Raw genomic sequence first — 20053 nt, forward strand, 5'->3', positions numbered from 1 at the left:
AAAATGGCGTTTGTGATGATTTAGCCCTAGACGGTCATGTGATCTTTGACTAGCTTTTTAACAGGACCAAACGATTGACGGAGCGATCATGAATGGCTTTCAAAAAAGCGGCTTGGCACTTTGCGGACTACTTGCATTCACCTTTTCCGTCAGTGCAGCAACACCACCGGTCACCTCATTACAGCAACTGACATTTTTCTCGGAATCCTATCCACCAGCCAACTATCTTGAAAACAAGATGCCCAGAGGTTACTCGGTTGATGTTTTACGCCAAGCCGCAAGCATTGTAGGAACCAATATCAAAGACGAACAAATTGTGATTCAGCCATGGCCGCGTTCTTATCGCGCAACCTTGACCCACGACGACGCGGCGCTGTTCTCAACCACACGCACTGAACACAGAGAGCACCTCTTCCAATGGGCGGGGCCAATTGCAGACATCAAAGCGGTGGTCATGGCGAGAGTGGATTCCGATATCGTCATCAACGATCCCATCGACATGGCGAACTATCGTATTGGCGTTATTCGAGATGATGTGGGTGAGCAGATGTTGCTAGATCTGGGAGTACCGCGTGAGGCGATGCAAGAAGCCAACTACGTGACACAATTGGCTGAGCAGTTAATGAAAAAGCGCATTGATTTGCTTGCTTACGATGAGAGTGCGGCACTCTGGTTCACCTCACAAGCGGGTTTAGATCCTAAGCTCTTTAAAACCGTTTATGTCTTAAAAGAGGGTGAGCTCTATTTTGCCTTCAATAAAAACGTGCCCAAGAAGCTGGTCGATCAACTGCAAAAAGGCATCGATATATTGAGACAGCAAACCAATGAGGAAGGCGTTACGCTGCATCAAGCGATCCTCAATCGTTATCGCTAATATTTAAGAAAGAGTGGGATAAAACAAGGAGCGCCCAACTTTGATGTTGGGCGCTTTTTAATACAATTAGGGGGAAGTAACTTAGTTGCCCCAAATTGCTGTGACAAACTCAGGATGATCGATAAACGGGTTGCGGTTACCTTGGAACTCGTACACCGCTTGGTTGCGATCCCTCTCTTTTTGGCTAACGGGGTCAGCGTTATGCCAACGTTTCAGCATGTTGAGCATCCAAGGTTCAAAGACCGTGGTGCTGGTGCCATTGAGTACATCGTTAGCGTTCGTGGTGTTGCCTTCCCAATTAGCAATGGCGTTTTCGTAACGGGTGGCCATGTAGAAGTAAGCACGAGCAAAATCACCTTTAAACTCATCTACTGGTTCGAAGACAGTGCCCGCATAGCCTAAGTCAGATTTCGCCGAGCCCAGTTTGGAACCATTGCTGGAAACGTACGTTGCGCTGCCAACCTCACCGAATGGCCAGTTGCTGCGTTTTGCATTCACATAGCCGTCTGTCGCAAAAATATGGTGTCCATCTGAGTTCATTGGTTCCACTGTGCCACCAAACCAACTTTTCGGGAAAGAGTGTTCACGGTTGTAACAATCTCCTTCTTTGCTGTATTGACCGCACTGGTTGGTGCCTTTGGTAAAATGAACACTGTCTGCGCCGCTGGCTTTTTCCGAATACATATCCAAAATGGAACCATCATTTTCGTAGTAAAGATCGAGATCGGCCACTTTCGCCAGTTCCCAAATCGCGCTGTATCCTTGGCTATTGTGGTTAGTGATGATGTTGTAGAGCGCGGTTTTTAGCGCAAAGCCACTCTTACCTTCGGCCGCTTTGTAGTAGTCGCCTAAAACGGGGGGCTCAGTAGGCGTTGTGGTGCCAGAGTCACCGATGGTGAACGACGTGAGTTGCGATTGGGTAAATTCGCCACCAGAAGCCAGTGTGTTGCCATTGGCAACAAGGCTATAAGAGCCATTACCGACCCCACAGCAAATGCCATCGCCGTAGCTGTCTAGAATTTCAAAAGTGTATTGGCCATCGCTTAAGCACATTTCTTGGCTGTAAGTGGTGGAATTCTCATACCCAGAGCCAGAGAAGAGTGTGGTACCGCTGCTGTTTTTCAGCAACCAACTTGTCTCAGACGCGTATTGGTCTGTTGTCAGTGACAAGGTTGCCGTGGTTGCGGAGCAGCTTTCCGGTTCGGTCGGTGTGGTTGCCGATTCCGTTGGTTGGAAGTTGTCGATATACACCACTTCTGAGCCATCAAAACCGGAAACGTCATAAAAGCGTAGGCCTACAGGAATGGATTTTGTGCTGGTGGCGGTGTAGGAAAACGTCAGCTCTTGCCATTGATTAGTGAGCCCGTTATTGGAGTAACCTTGGTAGCCATCGGCAATCAATCGCGCCATGACTTTGCCTTCGGTATGGTACACCGACACCGAGAACTGATAGGTTTTGCCCTGTTCCACGTTGACCATCTGCAAGAAGTCAGTGTTGCCTTGTGCTCCGGTATTGACGGCAATTGCGGCGGCAAGCTTACCGGTTTTTAGTGGGGTTGTGGCGGAAGAAACGGCGATGCCAGAATCAATGGTGCTCCAGCCTTGTGGGCTATTGCCGCTCCATGTTTCAAAATCGCCATTGAGTAGCTGTGCGGAAGCTGGATTGGCGGAGAGCAGAGCCAGTGTGCTTAGGGTAATTATTCTATTTAGCATATAACCTTCTGTTTAATGATATAAAAATCAATTAAGGATAAATTTTCATCAAAGATAGAAAGTTAACGAATCTCTCAATTTTTTATTACAATCCTATTGCTTTCATGAATATATTAGAAACTTATCACGGTATGGTGGTAGGTAACGGCAATCCATGCGGGTGTTTTGTGGTGTTTGAGTCGTGTCGATAGAGTGGATAAAAGAAAAAAGGGATGCTCGTGAGAGCATCCCAAACTAGCAGGGTGGAGACACCCAGCTTTATGTCACTGAGTTGGCGTTACTCAGCACATTTTGACGCCATCACGTTGAGTGGTGTGCCTTGTTCGTCGAACTGTAAGCTCCAAACGTAGCGACCCTCGTCCATGATGGTAACGGCAGTGTCTTTCCCATAGCCCCCTTTGATGAGTGGGTTTTCTTGCCCTAGCTTCAAACTGAGACCTTTCGCGGTGAATTGGGGTGTCCAAGTCTTCGCTGCGTACTGCATGCGATAGCTGCCCGGTTTTTCGTTGGTGACCACTTGGTAAATGCCGTCGCCTTTGTATTCAAATTGGCGATGATCTTTATGCTGCCAACTGGAGTCACTGAAATCGCCGACCACGTAAAGCTTCTTGCGCATCGGGCCTTTTTCATCGACGGTCGGGTTATCACATTGCGCCATAAAGCCTTCGCCAATACCGCTGGCGAGCGCCATTTTGGCGATTTGTGGTCCTGCTTTATAGGGGTGCTCAATGCTGAGGAAGCGTGCTTCCAATGGCGCTAAAGGAATCAAATATTGCCCGTCGATCAGTTTGATCTCTTCGCCATTAATAAGGTCGGTCAAGTGCCCTTCAGAGCCTGCTTTAACCGCATCAAGCTGTAGATATTGCAGGTGCTTGCTGATGTTGGCCACATATAGGATCGCTTCGCTATCGGTACTCTTATGGTCGATGTAGGTTTTGTTGTCGGCCAGTACATTGACGCGCTTACCCTGTGATAACGCAGGGTGCTGATTTCTCAAATTCATCAACTGTTGAATATAGTGTTTGAGATCTTGCTCATTGGCATTCAATGTGGCAGTCACGCCTTCCACTTTGCCACTTGAGCGCGCCACGTGATCGTCACATAACCCTTTCACTGCGCAATCTTGCTCTACTTTGGCAGCAAAGTTTTCAACTTGATCGCCAATTTCGTCGCCATAGTACAGTGTAATGGGGCCAGTATAGGCCGCTTGGAAGGCAAACACCGCTTTGTGGCGTAGCCAATACTCTTCGTCTTGTGGCTGAGCGATGTTGCCACGTTGTAGGAGATCACCAAAGCGCACCAAATCATGGTTGCCAATCATTAAATTGGGTTTGGCGTGTTCAGGGTAGAGTGCATGCAAGTTCATGCCTTCTGCTAGCCATTCCCCTGATTTTCCGCCAACACCCGCTTCATTCACACCAAAAGTCTCAACCAAACGGTAGCGGACCGGAAAATCAAAGGCGGAGCAAAGGGCCGGATTTTCATTGCTGCCATAGCCTGTTTCAATGATGCGGTTTTCTCCAGCCCAGATTTCCGCCACCATGTATCCAAGCGGATTGACGGTTTCCCCTTTGCTGTTGGTGTACGTCACGGCTTTTGAAGCGTTATCCACGGTTTTGCGAATCTCCACCCAAGCTTCTTTTGGCACTTGGTAGGCTTGGTCTAAACGCCAACCATCAATCTTCAACTCTTTAATCCAAAATTCGGCCACTTCTTGATAGAAGGCGAGACTCTCTGGATAGTCGACCGGGTTGTTGCTTCCAGCAGGCAGCTTGCCTGTGGGGGAAGCCGCCACATCGCCTTTGTGATGACCAAATACGCCATCAAAGAACACGTACAACCCGCGGGCATGCGCTTCTTCGACTAAACGTTTGGCGTCGTCCATTGTGCCAAAGCGTGGATCAACCTCGAAGTAATTAGTGGCAAAGTAACCCGTGGCGTCAAGGCGATCAGCCCAATGGTTTTGCCCCGCTTTAGGCTCGGAATTAAAAATCGGTGTCAGCCAAATGCCATTCATACCCAAAGATTGAATGTAATCGAGCGAATCAATAATCCCTTGGATATCGCCTTTATGATGGCTGGTACCATAGCCAGTACCGTGACCAATTTGATCGTTGCCATTAACGAAACTTTCCACCATGACTTGATAAATGCGTAAATCGTCGGCTTTGTTCATGGCAACCGCATCGCAGCGATAGGTATTGGCGGTAGGAGGCGTGTCGATTTTAGATGAAGCGTTACAACCGGCAAGCAAAGCGGCAGTAACGGCCAGTGAGAGTGTAGTCAGTACCTGTTTCACGTTGATTTCCTTATTAGACTTTTCGCTCAATTATTGATGAACAATTCACCAACTGAATCAGCCTTATAAGACGTGTTAGAGGGAGGAGGGGGGAGGATGAGAGATCGCTATCACGGACAATTGAATCTTTTGTCCTACAGAGCAGGGTGAGGATCACGAATTGTGCCGCTGGACGAAAAAACGCCACCTTGAACAAGTGGCGTTTTTGTAATCAGTGTCACACTAATGGTGGTGCTGAGGTCCGTTAACGAGAGCGATTGTGGTATCGGGCTGCTTCTGCCACTTCGACCGGTACGATGGTTTGGCCAATAGGCGCCAGTGAGATCACCGCCAGTTTGAGATGTTGCAGCGCGAATGGAATACCAATGATGGTGATAAAACACGCCACAGCAGAAAGAATGTGACCAATTGCCAGCCACACGCCTGCGACCAAGAACCAAATCACGTTGCCAATAAGCCCTAGTGGTCCTGTACCAATATCGCGTTTATTGGTCAGTTCGTCGCGATAGACCGCCTCTGAACCAAAAGGAAAGAAGGAGAAATTACCGATGACGAAACACGCTCTTCCCCACGGGATCCCGATGATACTGATAAAGGCCAAAATGCCAAAAAACCACCAAGCAAGCCCCATAAAAACGCCGCCAAACAAAAACCAAATAATATTTCCGAGAGTTCGCATATGTGTTCCTAAACCCAGTGAAATGAAGCGTTGAGTATCCATAGACTAGATTAATCTGAGATGAACGAGAAGCGCGTAAGCCAAATAAAAACGCGATAAAACAAAGGGGCCGTTTCAGGCCCCTAGTATGTTCTCGGTTAATAATCCGATTTGTACCAATTGTATTTGTACGCCATCGAACCAAATAGCGCATTGGCTTTGGCTTTATCGAGCGACTCTTGGCTGACCTCTTTTGGTGTTAAGCTCTTGTCTTCAAAGTTGTAGTGATAAGACGACACTTTTTCACCTGGAGAGAACACCACCAAGCTGTCACGCGTTAAATAACCGTAGTTTTTGTCAAACTGCATCATTGCGCGTTCATCTTCGCGAGCCAAAGGCTTGGTTAAGTCGCGGCCGATCATTGGCGATGTTGCATCAATGCCGATCAGCGACAGCAGCGTCGGAGGCATATCGATGTTGTTCGCTAGGCGATCATCTTTTCGTGGTTCAATACCTTTGCCCAAAATCACTGCCGGAATATGGAAGCGATCGACAGGCACCAGTTGCGAACCAAACACTCGGGCATCATGGTCTGCAATGACGATGAAAATGGTATTTTCCCAGTAATCGGACTGCTTGGCTTTGTCGAAGAAGGTTCCTAGCGCGTAATCAGAGTATTTGACGGTATTATTGCGCGTGTTGAACTCACTCTCATATGGCTCAATTTTGCCCGCTGGATACTCAAATGGGCTGTGATTGCTGGAGGTAAAGACGAGGCTGAAAAACGGTTTTCCCTCTTTGTTAAGACGGGTAAATTCTTCATCCGCTTTGTTGTACAAGTCTTCGTCACTCACACCCCAAGAACCGGTGAACTCCGGATTTTGGTATTGTGGCTCATCGACAATTTGCTCGAAGCCGTTGCCAAGGAAAAAGCTCTTCATGTTGTCAAAGTGCGCTTCACCACCGTAAATAAACTGGGTGTGATAGCCTTGTTTTTTCAGCAAGTCCGCGATGGTAAAGAAACCCGTTTGGCTCTTGCTGAGTTTCACGACGGCACGTGATGGCGATGGTGGGAAACCCGTGGTGATGGCCTCAATACCACGAACGGAACGTGTACCGGTGGCGTACATTTGAGTGAAGTTCCAGCCTTCTTCCAACAGTTTGTCTAGATTGGGTGTTAGCGGTAAACCGCCTAAGCCACCGACAAAACGAGCGCCTAAACTTTCCTGCAGCAAAATCACTAGGTTTTTGGGCTTGCCTTGATAAGTGGCGTTATTCACGTTGAGGGTTGGCAGTGAGCCTTGGACAAAATCGTGCTTGGCCGATGAGGCTTTCACCAGTTCGATGATCTTGTCTTGGCTCATTTGGCCATAAAACTTGTCCGCGCTGCGTTCAGATTTCATGTTGTTGATGGCAAAAAAGACCGAGTACGAGGAGTTGAGTACCAGATCGTTAACCAACGGATCGCTGGAAAATGCCACCATCGCTGGATTCAGCGGGCGGTGTCCCAGAGATGAACGTGCACCCAATACGCCCAATAGCACAACCGCAATGGCTAACACAGGGCGCCATTGCCATTTGATTTGACGAACATTTTCAGTGACTTTGCCACTGAAAATCCAACCTAACCAAAGCGTAGCGATGGACCCTACAAGACCGATAAATAGTTCAATCTTATAGCCTTGCCAAAGCATGCTGAACACTTCTTTTGGATAGATCAGGTACTCAACAAACAATCGGTTTGGTCGTAGATCGTACTCCATGATAAATGGTGGCGTAGCCAGTTCCATATAAACCATGATCCAAAGACCAGCCACAAGCCATACGCGTAACACGGCGCGCCAAATTTTGCCGACCATACCGTCGACAGGCAGGATGGCAGCTAAGAGGCAAGGGAGGATAAATAGCCAACACAAGGTGGCAATATCCACGCGCAAACCTTGAAACAGTAAATCGCTCCATCCATCAGCGGCGGTAATGCGATCAAATTGCCACAAAGCGAGTAGGAATCGCGAGAGTGTCACAAGACCAAGGGCAACGGCTGCAAAGGCAGCAATCGGCTGTAAGGGACCTAAATTAATCTTACGCATTGATGTTTCCTTATTGAGCACGACACTGTTTAAAGAGATCAAGAGTTGGGTCGTACTCTGTCGTTTGGACATCCATTATTCCCAGTAATGAATGGAAAATATAGTCATGAGAGAAAGTATTTATATTCTTTGCTGATGTAAGTAAGCAATTTTGGTCAATTGCTTTTGCTTGCGTGAAACCTGGGGACATCCAGAGCATCAGCGGTACTTTTGTTTGGTACTCAGGGGCTAAGCTGTAAGGCATGCCATGCAGGAACAAACCATTCTCACCCAGAGATTCTCCGTGGTCAGAAACGTAAATCAGCGCCGTGTTGTAACGCTCCTCAAGTGCTTTGAGCTCATTGATAGTTTGACTCAATACATAATCAGTATAGAGGATGGTGTTATCGTAAGTGTTGACGATCTGTTCTACCGAGCAGTTTTCAATGTCTGCGCGTGGGCAATCGGGCATAAAGGCCGCTTTGTCTTTCGGGTAACGTTGGAAATAGGTTGGTCCATGGCTACCAATCAGATGAAGCGCTATCACACGGTTGCCATTCAAGCTCTCAACGTCTTGCTCAAAATTTTCCAACAACGCCATGTCGAAACAGGTGCTGCCATTGCAAAGCGCATCTTTACGAGAGCGGTCAATAGTCACTAGGCGAATGTTTTTTGCTACATCCTTGTCGCCACCGTCATTTTCTTTCCACAGAAGTGACACACCAGCACGGTTTAAGATGTCCAGCGCATTGTCTTGATTGTCTGCCGTTGGGCGATCAAAGTTTGAGCGCGTCATGTTAGAGAACATACATGGTAACGACACCGCAGTTGCCGTACCGCATGAGCTGACATCTTGGAATGAGATCATGTCGAGCTCGCGAGTATATGGGTTGGTTGGGCGATCGTAGCCATTCACTTCATAGTTTTGTGAGCGCGCAGTCTCTCCTACCACGAAAACGAGAAGTGTTGGTTTCTTTTCCGCTTGTTCTAATGCTTGAGGTGATTGCTTAGCGTCTAAAGCCAACTCGCGATAGGGTAGAGGTGTTGTAAAGTATTGATCATTTGTATACTTTGCAATGCTATAGACAAAATGAGTGGGAATGATCATCTTTCTGAGGTAAGAATTATTACGTCCAATAGACGCATAATCTTGATAGTAGAGTCCCGCAATGATGGCCACGACAACTAGAGAGATAACAATACTGGCAAGTTTTTTTAATAGTGTGCCAATTATTGTACTTTCAGAATTTACTTTGAGACTAAGTATAGTTATAGCTGGAATTATGCCCATCATCGCTGTCCAGCATACGGAATACAAGCTTAGATATGCCCCTGCTTCACTAGTATCTGTTTCAACAATATTTACGATCATATCGTAGTCAAAAAGAGTGCCGTAATTGTAACTTGCGTAACTAACCATTGACGAAAGGACTAATAGCAAAGCAAAAAATGGCTTGCCTACCCAAGGCCAAGAAAATAAGTTGAACAGAAGATTGAATACGGCCAAAAAAAAGAACGGTATAGACAGTGCAAAACCAACTTTAACGGCATCAAGTTGGTTAAAAATGCCGTAAAGTTCTTTGTAAACTGGAATGTTTACTACAACCGTAAAGTACAGAGCTAGCGAGAAAGCAAAGGTGGTGAACGATACACCATTTTGAGCGAATGATTTTAGTTTATTCATAATAGGTTGATTAAAATAGATGCCCAAACAAAGAAAACTAGCAGTAATGCAACAAATACGGCAGCGGAACCTATGTCTTTAGCTCGTCCACTTAACTCATGCCAGTCGCTTCCGACCCTGTCTACAACGGCTTCTACTGCGGAGTTCATAAGCTCAACGATGACAACAACAAGCAAGCTTGAGATCATAAGAACTCTGTCAATATTAGAGACCGGTAACAAAAATGCAGTGATAGATAAGACGAGTGTAAGAACAATTTCTTGACGAAAAGCGGCTTCATGGCTCCATGCGGCTTTCAAGCCTTTCATTGAATAGCCCGTTGCGTCGACAATACGACGAATACCTGTTTTTCCCGGTTTCAATTTAATTTTCCTGTTTAAGTTAAAGTGCAAACGTGAATGTAACCTTAATGAATTTTTGGTTACAGAATTATGTGTTTTAAGTTTTGTGACTGATGTTGATTTGTGACCTTGGTATTATTTTTGTGCGTTTTTTGTATTCAGACATATTTGTTACTTAAAAAAACTGCATGGAAATGTACGATGTTTTATTGAGGGAATCAGTACTAGTTGTGTAATGAATTGTCACGCTTTGTAAGATTGGTAAGCTGAATGATGCCGAGGGCATCATTCTGTGTTAGAGGGAAAAACGAATAATGAAGCAGGCCCCGCCCAGTGGGCTATGCGCAACTTGTGCACTGCCGTTGTGAATCTGACAAATCTGTTTGACGATCGCCAAACCCAATCCATAACCGCTGGTGGATTTGTTACGCGATTTGTCGGCGCTGTAAAAGGCATCGAACAGGTAAGGCCAATCTTGTTCAGCGACGCCTTTGCCATCATCGTGCACTTGAAACTCCAGCTGCTCGGCTGTGTGTGTCACTTGAATGCGAACTTGTGTTTGCGTGTAGCGCATCGCATTACGCACCAAATTGTCGAGCGCTCTTTTCACAAGGTGAGGATCAACATTGGCTTGATCACAACAGCTGTCGATCTGCAAATGGATGGGATGATAAGTTTCGCTCTGCCATTTTCTCACAAGGGTTTCACACCAAGGCAGGAGAGAAATCGCCTGGGTGTGCAACTGAGCTTCGGGTCTTTCCATTTTGGCGTAGTAGAGCATCTCTTCTACCATGGCTTCCATTTCATCAATGTCTTCCACCATGCTGGAAACCGATTTTTGTTGCATCTCGGTGAGTGGCGAGTCGGCAAGTAAATCGGCTTGCCATTGCAGACGAAAAATTGGAGTGCGCAGCTCATGAGCCACAGCGTTAGTCAAAACCTTGTTGCTAGTGATCAGATTGGCGATCTTATCCGCCATGAGGTTGAAGCTTTTGTTCAAGGATCCGACGGAATACCGCGCGGTGGTGCGGGCTCGCGCGGACAAATCACCCGATGCAAAGGCCAATGTCACGCGTTCTAACTCACGAACTCGACGACTTAGAAACCAAATCAAAATGACGCAATAGATAGCAAAGCCGATAATGAAGAAAACCCAAACTAAATTACCGCTAAAATCGATAGCTTGCCTTAACGGTGATTGCAGATCTTCTTTTAAGTGATAGATGGTCGAGTTAGCTGAAAAGCGCATCCAAACATCAAAATCATCATCCAGATAAACCAGCATTGCAGGATCGACAAAAACAGCAGCAATCTCTTTTGGCAGCTGCTTTTGCTCGTAGATGGTTAAAATAGAACGCGTGGCTTCGGCGTAATTCTCCATCGCTTCGGTGAAATAGGCTTGGCCTTTTTCCTGATACAGTGGCGTTAGCAGATCATGAAACGCATTGATCTCGAATTCTGTCAGTACACGATCGTAGTCGGTATTTAACTGATAGACGATCACCTCGTAGCCCCACAATGTGGCAAAAAACAAAAGAATCAGGCCAAAAAAGGCTTCCAGATAAATGCGCTTCATTTTCGGTGTTTATTCATTCCATGTGTCTGGCATAAACATATAGCCCTTGCCTCGAACCGTGAGAATTTTCTTTGGTGGTGTGGTGGTATCGTTGAGTTTTTTCCTCAACGTGACCACCCGATTGTCAATGGTGCGATCCACGCCATCGTATTCAATGCCTCGCAAAGCCTTGGTCAAAGATTCCCGCGACAGCACTTGTTCGGCTGATGTTGCTAGTAGCCAGAGCAAATCAAACTCCCCATCGGTTAAATTGATGGTTTGATCGGCCAGTTGACACTCTCGACGAATACGATTGAGTTTCAACGTACCGTATCGGCAGTTGTTGGCGTCTTGGTTAACGGCTACATCTGGTCGTCTCAGTAGCATCCTCACCCGAGCCAGCAATACGCGGGGCTTAATGGGTTTATTGACAAAGTCATCCGCGCCAATTTCCAACGCTGCAACGTGATCGAAATCGTCATCGCTGGCGGTTAACATTAGGATTTTACCATTATAGGCGTCGCGAATTTGCCGACACACGCTCAACCCATCTTGACCAGGTAACATCAGGTCAAGCAGGACGAGTGCAGGCTTTTCGTTGAGGATCATTTCAGGCGCATCCGTGCCATTATCAACGGTGATCACTGAAAATCCTTGTGACATAAAATAGTCACTTAACATCTGTTGGAGCTTGATGTCATCTTCAACAATGATCAACTTCTGGTCTTCTACCATGGTGTCATTCTATGCTTTGTTTTGTTGTTATATTGAGTACGTCATCAGAAGTACTGATATGAAACGAGAAGTTATACGACTCACTTCACCTTTTCAAATATAAATGACCACCAAGGAGATTGACAGCAGGAGGTTATCAGAATGGGCACAAAATCAATGTCGTCGTTTTGTATGACTTTGTCATGATCTTGAAGGACAAAGGACAAAGGACAAAGGACAAAGGACAAAGGACAAAGGACAAAGGACAAAGAAGAATGAGGCGCACACCTGAACGCTTAAGACGCTCAGGTGTGCTTAGTCAATTGAAGGGGCAACAGGCGGTGAGTTTAGTACGCTACGCCAATGCGTTGATTAAGGTACTGGTTCGTTTCTAATACATCGAACAAGGCCGCTGCGTAATCTGCCACGGAAATTTGGCTCTTACCGTCGTCATCGCTGAGCAGTTGATCGCCCCCGACACGGTATTGATGACGTTTCTCTGCTGGAAAAATTTCTGCCGCTGGGCTGATAAATGTCCACGTAAGGGGGCTGGAGGTTGAACGGAACCGATCTAGGGCGTCAGATTGAGCCAGCGCTTCCGCTTTGTATTCCTCAGGGAACTCTGGCACGGTAACGAGTTTGACACCCGGTGCTACTTCTAGCGAACCCGCTCCGCCAACCCAAAGCAAGCGCTTAACACCGACGTCGGCCAATTGCGTCAGTAACAATTGAGCGGTTTCAGCCACGATACTGTGATCGCCATTCGCTCGGCCACCAATGGCGGCAATAACGTAATCGGCATCTTGGAATGTTTGCGCCAGGTTGTGTGGCTGGCGAACATCAAATGGACGTTTCTCTACATCATCGCGTTCAATGGCATTGGGATTGCGAGCGATAGCAATCACATCATGATCGCGTTCGCGTGCTTCGTTGACAAGGGTACAGCCGATCCAACCTGTTGCGCCTAATATTGCTATTTTCATTTCTCTTCTCCGGTTCTACGAGGTTTCGTTATGGAGAGAGTCTACTCATGAGATATATCGGGATAAATACGAAGAAATGATATAGATTGTTTCAATAAATCGATCTAATTGAGATGCTCATGGATAGACTCGACGCCATCAAAAGTTTTATTGAAGTCGCCAATTGCCGAAGTTTTACCCAAGCGGCGGAAACCTTATCGCTAAGCCGGCTTCAGGTGACTCGGCATGTTCAAGAAGTGGAAAGCTGGCTTCAACAGCGTTTGCTGCATCGCACGACTCGAAAAGTCAGTCTGACGCACGCTGGCGAACAAGCCTTTATTCGATGCCAGCGCATTTTAGATGAAGCGGCAGCTTTGGAGTTGGACGCGGTTCAAAGCCGAGATTCGTTAACGGGGTCGATTCGCATTTCCGCCCCGATAGGTTTCTCTCAGCACCATCTTATTGATGCGGTGTCTGCCTTTACTGGGCTGCATCCCTTAGTGACGGTCGATATTCTTGCCTCCGATCGCTTTTCGCAATTGGTGGATGAGCGCGTCGATGTCGCCTTGCGCTATACCGATCAACCCGATGAGACGTTAATTGCGAGAAAACTGATGGATATCGATGCGGTTGTGTGTGCGACCCAAGGGTATTTGGATGAGCATGAGCCCATTGTCGAACCGGAAGATTTAGCCAACCACAATTGCTTCGTCCATTTGAGTACCCACTTATGGCGATTCGTTGCCGAAAATCAAATCTCAGAAGTGTCGGTAAAAGGCAATATACGGGCAAATGACCTCAGTACCTTATTGGGTGCGGCGTTGGCAGGGAAAGGGGTGATCCGTCTGCCATGTGATTTGGCCAATCCGCTTTTGCAACAGGGTAAGCTTGTCGCACTATTGAACCGCTATACTTTGCCTTCGTCTTCCTTGTGGGCTGTTTATCTCTCTCGCAGTTATCAAACTCCGGTGGTGCGTCAGTTTATTGATTTTATTGCGCAGCGATGGGATCAGAATGTGCAATTGTGGCAAAGGCCTGCGTAGTTGCAGGCCTTTGTGGTGCGATAAGCATGAGCAGTTATGGCTGTTGCTTGGTCGGTGCTAGAGCGATTTCACGAATACAGACGTTTTGAGGTTGCTGGTAGGCAAACAGCACGGCTCTTGCGACATCGTCTGCAGCCAACACGCCACCCATATCCACTTTCCACGCATCGTAGCCGTCTTTGATTTGTTGCGATGTGGTGTGTGAAAGCAATTCGGTTTCGACCGCACCCGGTGCGATGGTCGTGACACGCACGTTAGAGGCCGCCACTTCCTCACGCACATTTTCAGAAATGGCATGCACAGCGAATTTGGTGCCACAGTATGCTGCGTGATCTGGGAAGGTTTTCTTACCTGCAATCGAGCTGATGTTAATAATGGTACCGCTGTTGCGTGCTTTCATTGGAGCTAACACCGCTTGCATACCGTTTAGCAAACCAAGGACATTAACATCAAACATACGTTGCCATTCATTGGCTTCTTGCGTGTCAATCTGGCCAAGTAACATCACACCGGCGTTGTTTACTAATACGTCTGCAGGGCCATAGATTTCTTCTGCACGAGCAATCGCAGCGTCAAAGGTGCTTTTGTCGGTCACGTCCACTTGAGCACAAAGTGTGTTTGGCAAATTAAGCGCCTCTAGGCGCTCGACGCGACGTGCCAAGAGCAGCAGCGGATGACCTTCTTCACTGAAACGACGCGCGATGGCTTCACCAATACCAGAGCTTGCACCTGTAATAACGACTAACTTTTTCATTTTGTGATCCTCTTTAAAAGTCGTTTTGACTTGTTGATGCGTAGTTTATGAAAAGAATTTTTGTTGATATATATCGACCTAGTTGAAACTCTGTTGTTATATGGCAACAATAAAAATATCAAAAGAAATGAGAAAGCGCCGATGCAAACACAGATCAACCTAGCGGATATCCGCTCCTTCGTACTGATCGCACAACTTGGTAATTTCACCAAAGCTGCAGAAGCACTGGGAGTATCGCGCTCGCATGTGTCTCGCCAGATTAGCCAACTGGAGAAGCAAATGGGGGTGACGTTGTTGATCAGAACCACGCGCACGCTCAAACTAACGGATGCGGGCAAAGCACTGTTTGCTCAGTGTGAGATGGCGCTGCATAGCATCGATCAAGCGGTGTTGGCAGCGGTGGATGATATTGAAGCCGTTCGGGGTGAAATCCGAATTAACTGTGTGGGTGGTTACTTAGGGGAAGAGGTGATTGCGGAGGTGGTTGGTCAGTTTATGCAGCAATATCCGCAAGTGCGAGTGGATTTGGATTTTAGCAGCCATCGTGTTGACCTGATCGAGGATGAATTTGATATCGCGTTTCGCATGGGCAAACTGGAAGATTCTGGTTTTGTCGCCCGCAAGCTGATTGATGTGGAAATGGGCACTTATGCCAGCCCCAGCTACTTAGCGATGCACGGACGACCTGACCATCCCAAAGAACTGGATCAACACGCTTGTTTAACGGGCTCGGTGACGCGTTGGACCTTCCAACATCGACACACTAAGCAAACATCAGATTGTCAGGTGCGTGGGAAATTGCGCTGCAAAAATGGTCGAGTGATGTTGAAAGGGGCTTTGGCAGGAAACGGCATCATTCGTGTCCCCACGCTTTACTGTATGCAAGAACTAGAGCAAGGCTTGCTGAGAGAGGTGTTTGAGGATTGGCATGTTCCAAGTGTGGCGTTCTCTGCGCTGTATCATCGTGATCGCTATCAACCTAAACGCCTTCGCACCTTTATCGAGTTCACCAGCGATTATTTTCGTCAGTTACAAAAGAGCATTAAGTCAGCTTGATGCCAAAGTGTTTAACAATGAAAGCGACGCAGGCAAAAGAACTGACGGAAATCAGTGCGCAAAAGAATGAGGAAATCCAAAAGCTAAATCGTTCCATGAGATACGGAAAAATCAGAAACATGGGAAGCGTAGGGAGCACATACCAAAATGTGTAGTAAGCGTGATTCGTCAGCTTTTCGTTGCCTTGTCCTTCAAGGTACATCCAAATCAGCGCGAGGATGGTCACGGTGGGAAGAGCGGCGATAAGCGCGCCCGCTTTGTCGCTGCGTTTGGCTACCTCAGAAATAAATACCACGATCGCGGCCGTGATTAAGTATTTGGTGACAATCCAGTACATTGCATTTCCTTTGTTGTTTATTCGGCTCTCCTTGCCGTGTTTGCATAGTAGAGTGACTGAGCAAAAACTCAATGAAAAAAGGCGCAAAATGCGCCTTTCAACTCGATAGAGCGGCCATTGATTGGCCATTATTCGCTGGTCAAGACAAAACCATTGTCACCACCAAAACCGTTGGCAACATACCCATCAGCCTGCGGATCGTTACCCCATTGGTTTTGATTAAAGAGATAGCGGAACTCCACTTTTTGTTCTCTCGGCAGGCGCGTCTTGAATTTAAATAAGCCACTTTTTTTCACCAAAGTCATTGGCTCTGGCTTCCAGTTGTTAAACTCCCCAACAACGTGCGCGCTTTCCCAATTTTCTTGTTGAACCTCAAACGTCACTTCGACTTCGTCTTTGGTTTTGAAAAAGCGTTTTTTTAACATAACAATATCCTTATATATCTCATAACAACCGAATAAGTATTACTCCTGTTTCATAGTGTTTGCAAGTTACGAAGGCAGGTTAAACCTGATTATTGCTTGGTTAGGGAACTGATAAGAGGAAAGAAAGTCATACTTGGAGCGCTTGCCTGTTTGAAAGGCTTCCATCAGAACGTTTTTTGCTGTTAACCTAGGGCAAGTTCCCTCATTGCCAAGGAGAGGTTGTTTTTGTACTCACTGTTGAGAATGCCACTGTTGATCGTGTTAGCCGTGGCGATCATCTTTATGGCATCGTCAGAAATGATCAAAAACACACTTTCTTTTTCAGAGAGTGTTGCAGTGCAAGCAACTGAAACCACATGTCCTGATGTTCATCACGACATAAAATTGGAAAGTAGTCAGCCTTCTCATGGCTGTCATTCGGTGTGTATAGGCAAAATGCCCGCCTCCAAAGCGCAACTGGCATCGTTGCAACAAGCTTTCGCTCTCGCATTGATTTCTCGTGACCAATCGGTCAAAGCCTTCTCGATGAACGAATCGCTCTTTCGTCCTCCCATTTCAACCTTTGTTTAATCTTTATTTCATTCATTAATTAATAAAAATTAGATTATTCAAGGTATTAACATGATCAAGAAAATCGTCTTTATGTTCTCGGCATTGTTGCTGAGCGTGTCTGCATACGCAGCGAAATTTGAACAAGACACTCATTACACGGTATTACCTACCGCCAAATCGCAGAAACCTGTCGTGACGGAATATTTCTCCTTCTACTGCCCACACTGTTACCGTTTTGAGGGCGTGGTGGAGAGCATGAAGAAATCTCTGCCTGAAGAGGCAAGATTTGAGAAAGTGCATGTTTCCTTTATGGGGGGCGAGATGGGAGTCCCTGTCGCCAAAGCGTACGCCACAATGGTGTCGCTGGATACAGAAAAAACCATGGTTCCGGCGATGTTCACGCAAATCCACGAAAAACGCAAAGCGCCACAAACGGAAGCTGAGTTGCGTCAACTCTTCATCGACAATGGTGTTGATGCCAAGAAATACGATGCGGCTTACAACAGTTTTGCCGTTAACTCGATGCAAAAGCGTTTTGATAAGCAGTTTAAGGAAAGTACTTTGACGGGTGTACCTGGCGTGATCGTGAACAATAAGTACATTGTGAAAGCAGACAAAATCACGACAATTCAAGAGTACAATGAACTGGTGAATTATCTGCTGACGCTGTAAAGCAGAAAGAGCAGAGGACAAGGCGACCACGGGTCGCCTTTTTTGGCGATGGTAATTTTAAAATAAGCAACTATATTCATATTTGTTTTTGGCTGGGTCTGAGTCAGACCATAAAAATAAAATGGAAATAGTATGAAAGAGAAACACAACGTCACCATCGGCTACGGGCCGAAGCAACTGCCTTGGTATCTACAAGTCCCTGAGTTTGCGCAAGGGCTGATTTCACCACCGGAGGAGGACCCGGTAAAAGTCTATTTGAGAGGAAATAAAACTTTTGGTTTGGAAGAGGAGAGCATTCGTCAAGCGAGCTTTGAAATTCCACCCACAGGTCAATGCGCTTGTGAGCAGAGCGCTGCTTTTCAAGAAATTATCCAATACGTTAATCAGCAAAAAGAACGATTTTTAGGCTATCAGACCGAAGAGAAAATCAACTATCGCGAACGAATTGCGCCGTTTTTAGACATCAGTATGAACAACGTCGGCGACCCATTTGTCGATGGCAATTACACCGTTAACACCAAGTTTGTCGAACGAATGGTGCTGGATTATTTTGCTTCGCTTTGGAACGCCAAATGGCCATCGCAAGGACCATATTTAAAAGACGATGGTACATGGGATCGCGGTGATCCAGAAAGTTATTGGGGCTATGTACTGACCATGGGCAGTACTGAAGGCAACTTGTACGCAATGCTCAATGCGCGAGATTATTTGTCTGGTCAAACACTACTGGATGATGAAATTTGTGGCGAAGACGCGGAAGGCAAGGTGGTAAAAAGCAGCCAGCTGTATGCACACTATCCGCAAGCTGCGGAAGATAATCCCAATGCCTACACCCCAGTTGCCTTTTTCTCTGAGGATACCCACTATTCGATTGTTAAAGCGATGGCGGTAGAGAAAATCGAAACCTTCGGCTCACTCGGTAACCGACTCTACCCAAATGAAAATCCATGCGGGGAAGGCGAAGTTTGGCCTTCTGAAGTGCCTTCGGAAGCGCCAACAGAAGGTTTGCCTGTTGGTTCAGGCTCGATTGATATTAAAAAGTTAAAGGCCTATGTGGAGTTTTTTGCTGAAAAAGGCTACCCCATCATTGTGGTGCTTAACTATGGCACCACCTTTAAAGGCGCTTACGATAACATCAATGAAGCAACCCAAATGTTGGAAGCGGTGCTCAGGGAGCACGGGCTCTATGAGCGTCAAGTGCCTATCGACCCGAGTGACCCTTCTAAAACGGAGACGCGCACGGGCTATTGGATTCACATTGATGGCGCACTTGGCGCGAGCTATATGCCGTTTGTCAAAATGGCGGCGAAACTGCCTAAATATGAAGCCTTCTTTGAAGAAAACCATTGTTACACTGGGCCAGATTTCGATTTTCGTAACCCTATGGTGCACTCCATCGTCACCAGTGGTCATAAGTGGCCTGGCGCACCATGGCCGACAGGGGTCTATATGACCAAGCATAAGTTTATGGTTTCTCCACCGGATAACCCAACCTATATTGGTTCTCCCGATACTACTTTTGCGGGTTCCCGTAGCGGAATATCCCCTCTAATCCTATGGGATTACTTTGCCAAACACAGCTATGAAAAGCAGATCAAACTGGCGATGCGCGGACAGAAGATGGCGCAATACGCTTATCAAAAGTTGCGAGAAGTCGCGGACTATTGGAAAAATGAAAAACCTGATAGTGGTGTTCCTGAAGGGTTGTGGCTTCAACGAACGCCGCTCTCTTTGTCGCTTATTTTCTGCCAGCCAAAGGATGAGATTATCTTTAAATACTCGTTAGCCAAGGAAGAGATCGACGCGCCAAATCCAGCAACTGGCCGTAAGACACGTAAATACGTCCATATGTTTACCATGTGGGATGTGACTGAGAAGCTGATTGATGAGTTATGCGACGATCTTAAAGCAGATGATGCGTTTAATGTGGCGGACTTTAAACCGTTAACCAATGTTCGCCGTACGCGTGAGCTTCCACATTCGAGTGCTCATTTGGTCAAGTTACCGACGAAAGGGCGTTCCTTTAGATAAAATCTAGCACCAAAACAGAACCACCAAGATAGAGCAAGGCCAGCAATGCTGGCCTCAGACTGCTGACAAAGGTCTAGCTTTCGAGCTAGACCTTTGATCTAATAGGGGTATCGAAATATGGATACTCCGATATGCTTCAAGAACCCACCCCGCAACAATACGAACTGGAAATGGTGACGATGGAACAGTTAGTTCCTAAAGACCATTTAGTGCGCAAAATCGATAATGCTATCGACTTTGAATTCATTCGTGATGAAGTCGCTCATCTTTATTGTAAAGATAATGGGCGTCCACCTGTTGACCCTGTTCGTCTC

Annotated in this window: 18 protein-coding genes and 1 pseudogene; 7 read left to right on the forward strand and 12 right to left on the reverse strand. The window is 46.7% G+C overall.

Features of this window, described 5'->3' with window-relative positions; all coding sequences use genetic code 11:
• The first annotated feature begins 88 nt into the window (after positions 1-88).
• Positions 89-874, forward strand: a complete 786-nt coding sequence (locus tag CIK04_RS07270; RefSeq protein ID WP_097353480.1) for an ABC transporter substrate-binding protein — start codon at positions 89-91, stop codon at positions 872-874.
• Between the two features lie 81 nt (positions 875-955).
• Here CIK04_RS07270 and CIK04_RS07275 read toward each other — a convergent pair whose 3' ends face one another.
• The 9 genes from CIK04_RS07275 to CIK04_RS07315 all read right to left on the reverse strand — a co-directional run bounded on the left by CIK04_RS07275 (position 956) and on the right by CIK04_RS07315 (position 12890).
• Positions 956-2587 (reverse strand): endonuclease, encoded by a 1632-nt coding sequence (locus tag CIK04_RS07275; RefSeq protein WP_097353479.1) that lies wholly within the window; start codon positions 2585-2587, stop codon positions 956-958.
• Between the two features lie 277 nt (positions 2588-2864).
• On the reverse strand, positions 2865-4916 hold the full coding sequence (locus tag CIK04_RS07280; protein WP_097353478.1) for an alpha-amylase family glycosyl hydrolase: 2052 nt from the start codon (positions 4914-4916) through the stop codon (positions 2865-2867).
• A 214-nt stretch (positions 4917-5130) separates the two neighbouring features.
• Entirely contained in the window at positions 5131-5565 is a 435-nt protein-coding gene (locus CIK04_RS07285; RefSeq protein ID WP_011151663.1) for a YccF domain-containing protein, read from the reverse strand.
• A gap of 137 nt (positions 5566-5702) precedes the next feature.
• Positions 5703-7634, reverse strand: a complete 1932-nt coding sequence (locus CIK04_RS07290) for an LTA synthase family protein (RefSeq protein WP_038969182.1) — start codon at positions 7632-7634, stop codon at positions 5703-5705.
• Between the two features lie 10 nt (positions 7635-7644).
• The gene (locus CIK04_RS07295) at positions 7645-9297 is read right to left on the reverse strand and encodes a phosphoethanolamine transferase (RefSeq protein WP_128824607.1); all 1653 of its coding nucleotides are present in this window, start codon (positions 9295-9297) and stop codon (positions 7645-7647) included.
• On the reverse strand, positions 9294-9659 hold the full coding sequence (locus tag CIK04_RS07300) for a diacylglycerol kinase (RefSeq protein WP_097353477.1): 366 nt from the start codon (positions 9657-9659) through the stop codon (positions 9294-9296). Before CIK04_RS07300 ends, CIK04_RS07295 begins: the two co-directional genes overlap by 4 nt.
• A 274-nt stretch (positions 9660-9933) precedes the next feature.
• Positions 9934-11214, reverse strand: a complete 1281-nt coding sequence (locus CIK04_RS07305) for an ATP-binding protein (protein ID WP_017421870.1) — start codon at positions 11212-11214, stop codon at positions 9934-9936.
• A 9-nt stretch (positions 11215-11223) separates the two neighbouring features.
• Positions 11224-11928: a response regulator gene (locus CIK04_RS07310; protein ID WP_017421871.1), complete on the reverse strand. Its 705-nt coding sequence runs from the start codon at positions 11926-11928 to the stop codon at positions 11224-11226.
• Positions 11929-12254: 326 nt separating this feature from the next.
• Complete coding sequence (locus tag CIK04_RS07315; protein ID WP_097353476.1) at positions 12255-12890, reverse strand: NAD(P)-dependent oxidoreductase; 636 nt, start codon at positions 12888-12890, stop codon at positions 12255-12257.
• 119 nt (positions 12891-13009) lie between these two features.
• On the opposite strand from CIK04_RS07315, the gene CIK04_RS07320 reads away from it, so the two are divergent.
• On the forward strand, positions 13010-13912 hold the full coding sequence (locus CIK04_RS07320) for a LysR family transcriptional regulator (protein ID WP_097353475.1): 903 nt from the start codon (positions 13010-13012) through the stop codon (positions 13910-13912).
• Between the two features lie 34 nt (positions 13913-13946).
• Here the strand turns inward: CIK04_RS07320 and CIK04_RS07325 are convergent, their stop codons facing one another.
• On the reverse strand, positions 13947-14666 hold the full coding sequence (locus tag CIK04_RS07325; protein WP_017421875.1) for an SDR family oxidoreductase: 720 nt from the start codon (positions 14664-14666) through the stop codon (positions 13947-13949).
• A 141-nt stretch (positions 14667-14807) separates the two neighbouring features.
• Between CIK04_RS07325 and CIK04_RS07330 the strand changes: the two genes are divergently transcribed.
• Positions 14808-15722 carry a LysR family transcriptional regulator gene (locus tag CIK04_RS07330; RefSeq protein WP_017421876.1) on the forward strand — a complete coding sequence of 305 codons (915 nt, stop codon included), beginning with the start codon at positions 14808-14810 and terminating at the stop codon, positions 15720-15722.
• On the opposite strand, the gene CIK04_RS07335 is transcribed toward CIK04_RS07330, so the two are convergent.
• The gene (locus tag CIK04_RS07335) at positions 15709-16059 is read right to left on the reverse strand and encodes a DUF3147 family protein (RefSeq protein WP_097353474.1); all 351 of its coding nucleotides are present in this window, start codon (positions 16057-16059) and stop codon (positions 15709-15711) included. The genes CIK04_RS07330 and CIK04_RS07335 overlap by 14 nt on opposite strands.
• Positions 16060-16187: 128 nt before the next feature.
• Complete coding sequence (locus CIK04_RS07340) at positions 16188-16484, reverse strand: isoamylase early set domain-containing protein (RefSeq protein ID WP_017791509.1); 297 nt, start codon at positions 16482-16484, stop codon at positions 16188-16190.
• Positions 16485-16709: 225 nt separating this feature from the next.
• Between CIK04_RS07340 and CIK04_RS07345 the strand changes: the two genes are divergently transcribed.
• The 4 genes and pseudogenes from CIK04_RS07345 to CIK04_RS07360 form a co-directional block, all read left to right on the forward strand.
• A complete protein-coding gene (locus CIK04_RS07345; RefSeq protein WP_232708692.1) occupies positions 16710-17054 on the forward strand; it encodes a hypothetical protein in 345 nt (114 codons plus the stop codon).
• A gap of 54 nt (positions 17055-17108) precedes the next feature.
• On the forward strand, positions 17109-17708 hold the full coding sequence (locus CIK04_RS07350; protein ID WP_172665628.1) for a thiol:disulfide interchange protein DsbA/DsbL: 600 nt from the start codon (positions 17109-17111) through the stop codon (positions 17706-17708).
• A 132-nt stretch (positions 17709-17840) separates the two neighbouring features.
• Complete coding sequence (locus tag CIK04_RS07355; RefSeq protein WP_097353473.1) at positions 17841-19739, forward strand: pyridoxal-dependent decarboxylase; 1899 nt, start codon at positions 17841-17843, stop codon at positions 19737-19739.
• A gap of 131 nt (positions 19740-19870) precedes the next feature.
• A pseudogene (locus tag CIK04_RS07360) lies at positions 19871-20053 on the forward strand (IS5/IS1182 family transposase); the annotation flags it as partial.

Source organism: Vibrio sp. 03_296 (assembly GCF_002265885.1).